The sequence below is a fragment of the Bifidobacterium sp. wkB338 genome (assembly GCF_003688325.1).
GTDB lineage: Bacteria > Actinomycetota > Actinomycetes > Actinomycetales > Bifidobacteriaceae > Bombiscardovia > Bombiscardovia polysaccharolytica.
Genome location: NZ_NPOR01000046.1, coordinates 1 through 5,676, shown reverse-complemented (window position 1 = coordinate 5,676; position 5,676 = coordinate 1). Strand labels below are relative to the sequence as shown.

Annotated in this window: 6 protein-coding genes and 1 pseudogene; 4 read left to right on the top strand and 3 right to left on the bottom strand. The window is 50.9% G+C overall.

The window, feature by feature from the left end:
• A pseudogene (locus CI603_RS09060) lies at positions 1 to 186 on the top strand (hypothetical protein); the annotation flags it as partial.
• Positions 187 to 280: 94 nt separating this feature from the next.
• On the opposite strand, the gene CI603_RS08480 reads toward CI603_RS09060, so the two are convergent.
• On the bottom strand, positions 281 to 946 hold the full coding sequence (locus CI603_RS08480) for a helix-turn-helix transcriptional regulator (protein ID WP_259465529.1): 666 nt from the start codon (positions 944 to 946) through the stop codon (positions 281 to 283).
• Between the two features lie 1,804 nt (positions 947 to 2,750).
• Here CI603_RS08480 and CI603_RS09055 point away from each other — a divergent pair.
• Both CI603_RS09055 and CI603_RS08465 read left to right on the top strand, forming a co-directional pair.
• Positions 2,751 to 2,936: a hypothetical protein gene (locus CI603_RS09055; RefSeq protein WP_183122303.1), complete on the top strand. Its 186-nt coding sequence runs from the start codon at positions 2,751 to 2,753 to the stop codon at positions 2,934 to 2,936.
• Between the two features lie 361 nt (positions 2,937 to 3,297).
• Positions 3,298 to 3,609, top strand: a complete 312-nt coding sequence (locus CI603_RS08465) for a tyrosine-type recombinase/integrase (RefSeq protein ID WP_121913787.1) — start codon at positions 3,298 to 3,300, stop codon at positions 3,607 to 3,609.
• Positions 3,610 to 3,684: 75 nt separating this feature from the next.
• On the opposite strand, the gene CI603_RS08460 is transcribed toward CI603_RS08465, so the two are convergent.
• Entirely contained in the window at positions 3,685 to 4,197 is a 513-nt protein-coding gene (locus tag CI603_RS08460) for a hypothetical protein (protein WP_121913786.1), read from the bottom strand.
• A gap of 432 nt (positions 4,198 to 4,629) precedes the next feature.
• Between CI603_RS08460 and CI603_RS08450 the strand changes: the two genes are divergently transcribed.
• A complete protein-coding gene (locus tag CI603_RS08450; protein ID WP_121913784.1) occupies positions 4,630 to 5,289 on the top strand; it encodes a hypothetical protein in 660 nt (219 codons plus the stop codon).
• Between the two features lie 178 nt (positions 5,290 to 5,467).
• Here CI603_RS08450 and CI603_RS09130 read toward each other — a convergent pair.
• Positions 5,468 to 5,676: hypothetical protein (locus CI603_RS09130; RefSeq protein WP_220702271.1), on the bottom strand; the 209-nt coding region annotated here is incomplete at its 5' end.

Genomic DNA, 5,676 nt, shown 5'->3' with positions numbered 1-5,676 from the left:
AGCTTCACCCCGCCCACCACCGCCGGCGGCTACTCTTGGATCAGCGAGGGAAACAAGGACAAAATGTCGCAGAGCTTGCTCGCCTCACAGGACGTTACCAAAGATTTCAAGTATGAAAACGGTGAAATCACCTACAAGGCCAGCGCGATGGGCACCACAACCACCGTTCACCTGAAGAAGCAGTAAAAAATATCTGTATAGCCCCCCCCCCTCAACTTCTACCCAAGAAATGTCATACAAAAGCGTATTTCTGAGGTGCGATCTGCTTTTCCTATGCAAGTCAGGTCATGCCAAAGATATGAATCAGAATCCAGACGATACCTGCACCCAGAGAAAATCCAACGGCAGAAGTCACACAGAAATAGACGACCGGACCCACAATCGGATGGGACTTGAACGCCCGGCTGTAGTATCGATTTCCGGGTATAACCCACTTTCGTTCAAAGCGGGTTCGTTTACTGCGGTCCACTTCCTCGCCAGACAGAAAGGCCTTGATCTCCCGATAGGTCTGCACATCATTGCGGGCTTTAATCTGCTCAATGTACGCGGCAGCTATGATACCAAAAATGCCCGTTATCAGAGCCAAGGCAAGCGTGGCATACAGAATCACATCCGACTTATTCAACTTCAAATAGAGAGCAAACCCGACGATAAGGGTCAAAAACATGAAGACCGTGAGAATTCCACAGACCAAGCCGAGTCGGCGAAGGTTTTTGGTTTCCGCATGAATGCTCTTATCCATGATGTCGAGGTCTCCTTTGATCAGCTGGTCTATGGTCACCTCGAAGAGGTTGGACAGGAGGAGCAGGTTCTGCACGTCCGGGTAGGTACGGTCGTTCTCCCAGTTGGATATGGTCTGGCGGGACACAAATACCTTCCCCGCAAGATCGTCCTGGGACATGCCCCGCTCCGAGCGATACCGGCGAATCTGATTACCGAGTTCCATACCCCTGCCACTCGCTTTCCCTGACCATCGTTCGCTGACCGATGTTGGTTGATGACTATGTGCTTGCATCATCGTGACCTGCGCTAGTCCGACCTCCTCAAGCTATCAACCCAACCCCTCACCCAGCAAAAATTTCCCCGCCAAAAGTCTTTGACACCCTCATTTTTCAAGGATTATCAGCATGGCTCAACCAAAATGCAGGCTGGAGAAGCACCTCAGACGGGTTATCAACGCCACACCAATCACACTCGACTCACGTTGCCGATTGCCAAGCCCTATGTATTGTCATGCAATTAGGCCATCCAAAGATAAGAAGGTGTAGACCGTGGGACAAGACCCGGTCGTACTCCCCATGATCCACGAGCGGCATCGAAGGATTATGTCAACTGATGTGCTTCACGATTGGAAATCGGCCATCGGCTCCGCGGCAAGACTCGACGGATCCGGTCCGTAGATAATCATCGGTATGGATTCCAAGGGCCCTATCCTGAAATAAGAAGGCAGCTCGGGTAGGTAGCTTAACATACCACGCCATGACACCGGCATCAGACAATACAATACATGAGTTCAGAACCGCCAGGAGCTGACCATGAGCAGACGGGGAATCAACAGCTTCTTCGTAATTAGTGGACAACCAGATACTCAACATCATGGCGTCCGAATACAAGACCGAGATGCGGGAAGCGATGTCAGACCAATCAGAGTTGCCCCCCACATATCGAACGATGACTTGAAGACCACCTTAGTGCCCCTCCCACAAGCACTCCTGCAGACTATAGACATCGAAGCCAAGTCGATGCAAAAAACATAGTGACACGCCGACCAAGCTGCTAACACCCACGAGACTGCCGAGATGCTGGTGATACTGGTGAGCTCCCTGAACACTTGGAGAGCGCAGAAAATCGAACTGCCATACTTGCATATAGGACGACCGGCGGATACTGGCTCGAAAATGCGACGATCAAATCAGCCGCAACACTATGCGGACAGGATGAGTCCGGAGGTGAAACCTGCAGCAGCAATGTGCGCGAATCCGAAAACAAGAATGATCTCAAAGCCATAAGGCATTGGAACCATTATCTTCTCGTGCGCCAGACAGGATTCGAACCTGCAACCTGCTGATCCGTAAATAGCGGTATTTTAAGAGCTGGCAAGGAAGCCGTTTTTAAGATTGGCGAAATATCAACGGTTTTAGCACAACTGACAGTCGACTGATTCCCTACTAAGGGTCAGTTGTTTGTCACACAAATGTCACACAAAATTCGGAGTGCAGACGCCGAAGCGCAAAAGAGCCGCTGGAGCCAGAGTGCCTTTCGAGTACACGGCAAGCTTGAAAAGCAAGGACAAAGACGGCAACACCGTCATCAAAAGCAAGGCGAGGTGGAAACAGCAGATCTACGTCGGATACTATCCGGATGGGCGGAGACGTAAAAGGACTTTTACGGCGGACACCTCGGGAGCCGTCACCAAGAAGGCACGGGCCTGGCGGAAAGATATGAGGGGGAACGACGGGATTGAAGTGGACAAGAAAGCCACGCTGGGCGCCTACTCCCCCGTCTTCCTGGCGAGATGGTGGATCCCAGGTCTTACAGGATGTATACCGACATCCTGCAGAATCATCTCGCAGATTACCAGGACAAGCCTCTGGCGCAGTTCACGCCGTCCCCTATCACCTACATACTGGCCACGGCCAAGGCCCATGACCGAAAGGGACGGGTATTGGGCAATGCCGAGATCAGACTGAAAAAGCAGCTAAGGTCAACTCTTGACTCCCTCTTTGAAGACGCGAAAAAAAAGGATTATCTTGTCCAACCCCGCCGAGAAGCTGCCCATCCCTCAAAGCAAGGATGCCCAATATAAGGAAGTTGGTCGGGAGAGAACTGCCTTCAGCATGCCCGAGATGGAGTCGATGCTGCGAGCTGCTACCGCGATGCCCGACAAGGCAGAGGGAGCGCGCATGCGGTTCCGACTGCTGACCGGAATGCGCTAAGGGGAGATACTGGGTGCCCGCGAGCCGGATCTCCGCCTCTACAAGGTCGAAACCGTATCATACGAGGACCATGAGGTGGAGAAGGAATGCGAATACCTCGATGCTGACGGCAAACCACAGAAAGGCAACATCAAAGTCACAGAGCAAGTCCCCGTGGGAACAATAGCATTGGTCGGCAGCTATGAGGTCAACTGGAAGCTCGAGGAACTCCAAAAAGACCACGGATGCGGCAACACGTGCCCAAATGGCTGGCCGTGCCGAAAGAAACGAGGTGCCAACGATCCGGACAGCAAATGGCGGATCGGACGGGTTTGACATGCTCCACCTTTCGGGCCGTTGATACCTTACTCACCCCGAGAGCATGACAGGCCATAAAGTCCTCATTGTGCCAGTGCTTGCACAGGTGATGCAGCAGCATATAAAAGCCACGAGCAAGCAGCCGAATCCATATAATCTGTTATTCCATAAAGTTGATGTTTCCGTCATCGACCCCAAGCAGAACATGGCGAATTTTCGCACTCTAATCAAACTCGCGCACATCCCCAACTCGGAGTCTCACTCAAGCCATGAGACTAGGTACAGCGTGGTCCCCCTCCTAGCGTCCATGGGCGTTGACGCGCAGCTCATCAAAGAGATCGTCGGACACTCCTCTGATGCCCTGATGGAGCACTAAATCACACCGATGACAGCGAGAGCCTCAAGGCCAGACCCTGGATGAGAGCCTGGGTCTGAAGCAGATCGAGTTCGACTAAGCCTTGTTCTTACTGCACAGCCGTTTACGCACGGGGATTAATTGACATTCGAGATCCACGCAATCAGCGATAAACTGCTGCATTTCTTTCCGAGTGACAATGTGTTGCTTATCACTGTTGACAAGGTTCTTGTCATTGTGTTTTGTTTTCGTGTCCAGGACTTGCTCTTGGCTATCATCTTCTTTCTTGCCTATAGTGACTGGGAACCCGTGGACTATACGGTTTCTCTCATCAAGCAAGCGACCAAATTGGTCTGCTATGTTCGTGTTAAGTTCATGGTCAATATAATCTCTAATGTGCTTGACGTAGCTGCGTTGCCCGGCATCGATCAAGTGGTACCAGTCGAGTTCCTCTGTCAAACCCGTATAGCCAAGATTCTCGACGACAAAAGCGTTGATTCGGTCGAAAACAAATAGGCTTGCTCCCAACAGATATGTGTAGTCGTCTTTGGGGAGTATATCTTTCGCATCGTCCGCTATTACTAAGTCAAAATTTACCTGTCTGTCCATAATTATAAGAGTAGTCGGCCTACCTGCTCTGGTATCTGTGCTCGATCTCTCTGACGGTCCGCTCTGTGGCCCCTATTGGATGGCGGCAAGGCGCTCGCGGTCCTGCCGGCTGGCTTTGGCCTGGACAGCTGCTCTTGGTCGATGTGCTGGTCGAGCCGCTTGTGCAGGACAATGGTCAAACAGCTCCCGTTGGTTATCTGAGATGAGATCGCGAGGGGACTGCCTGAAATCCGCGAGACATCGTCAGGAATAGGGAAGAGTGCATTTCTGAGTGGCGCAAATAGATCGTTCTCCCGGCAAATGTCCGTTAACACTAGCCTCCCATGTTCATTCTGTAAACAGGATCTGCCTAAGGCAAAAGCAATAAGATAGTTAATGTAAGGATATTGTACAAATATCGCAAAAAACAGGAAAAGAAAGGCTGTAAATATTATGGACACGCAGATCGACATGAGCCAAACAAAAGAAATCGAAGACCTGCAGCATAGATACCAGACGGCTGAAAACGCAGTTCTTGGCAAACTCATGCCTTTGTGGTGGGGCGTTTCGGAAGATGATTTCTTTCTGGAGCCCTCATTAGCAGCGACTAAGGGAGAGAATGAAACCTTTGCCATATACAAGAACGAGCGAAGGGAGCTCTCCGTGCAGAGGAGATTGCTTTCAGCCCTTCGCATCTCATGGAAAGAATATGCTGCAGTTGCAAATGGCCTGGACTGCGACATTGCCGGCGAGACTGATAGTACATGGGACGCGTCGGCCTGCGGGTCGTTGAAAGATCGAGGACTTGGTCTGCGCTTCCTGCTGCAATACGCAGCATTGAACATCTGCTGGCAATACGCAACCAACGATCGCGGCCCGCTGATCGTCCCCACTGAACAAAGCCAGTGTCCTGATCCACTGCCTGTATCCACGAATCGAATGATCGCTGAAAAAGTCAACATCCTTACCGGCAGGAAGATCATAGAGCATAAGCCAGTCGAAGGCGTCCGCAAAGTCAGAACGTTCCGAGGAACTGTTCTGACTCCGCAGCAGCCCTGCGAAGCCTGCAATGCTTGCAGGAACCCGTCAAGACGGCCCGATTCGCTTTGCTAAGATCTTCCATTGTGGGCACACCGGTATAGCAGGCTAAGCATGCACACCTATGAACGATAAGGTCATGCCGCCCGAAAACTTCAGGGGGAACCGGACGGCATAACAAAATCAGACTACCTAAGGGAAAGTGTCCATAAAACAATTGAGCCACGAATGTAGATAATTCATGGTTGCAAACTCAAATAGGTAAAGTGTCTTGCTTCGCTTCTTTCACTGGAGTGATAGATTCCAGAATTCTCTTAGTCTTGATCACTGCTCCCAATTCATCCGATACTTCAGACTTCAAGACAGAAAGACTATATTTGGTTTTTCCATTCACTGCGTACTGTGATACCAGTTGTATCAGGTTTGGAGTATTAACCTCGACAGCACTCGACTTTTTCGAAT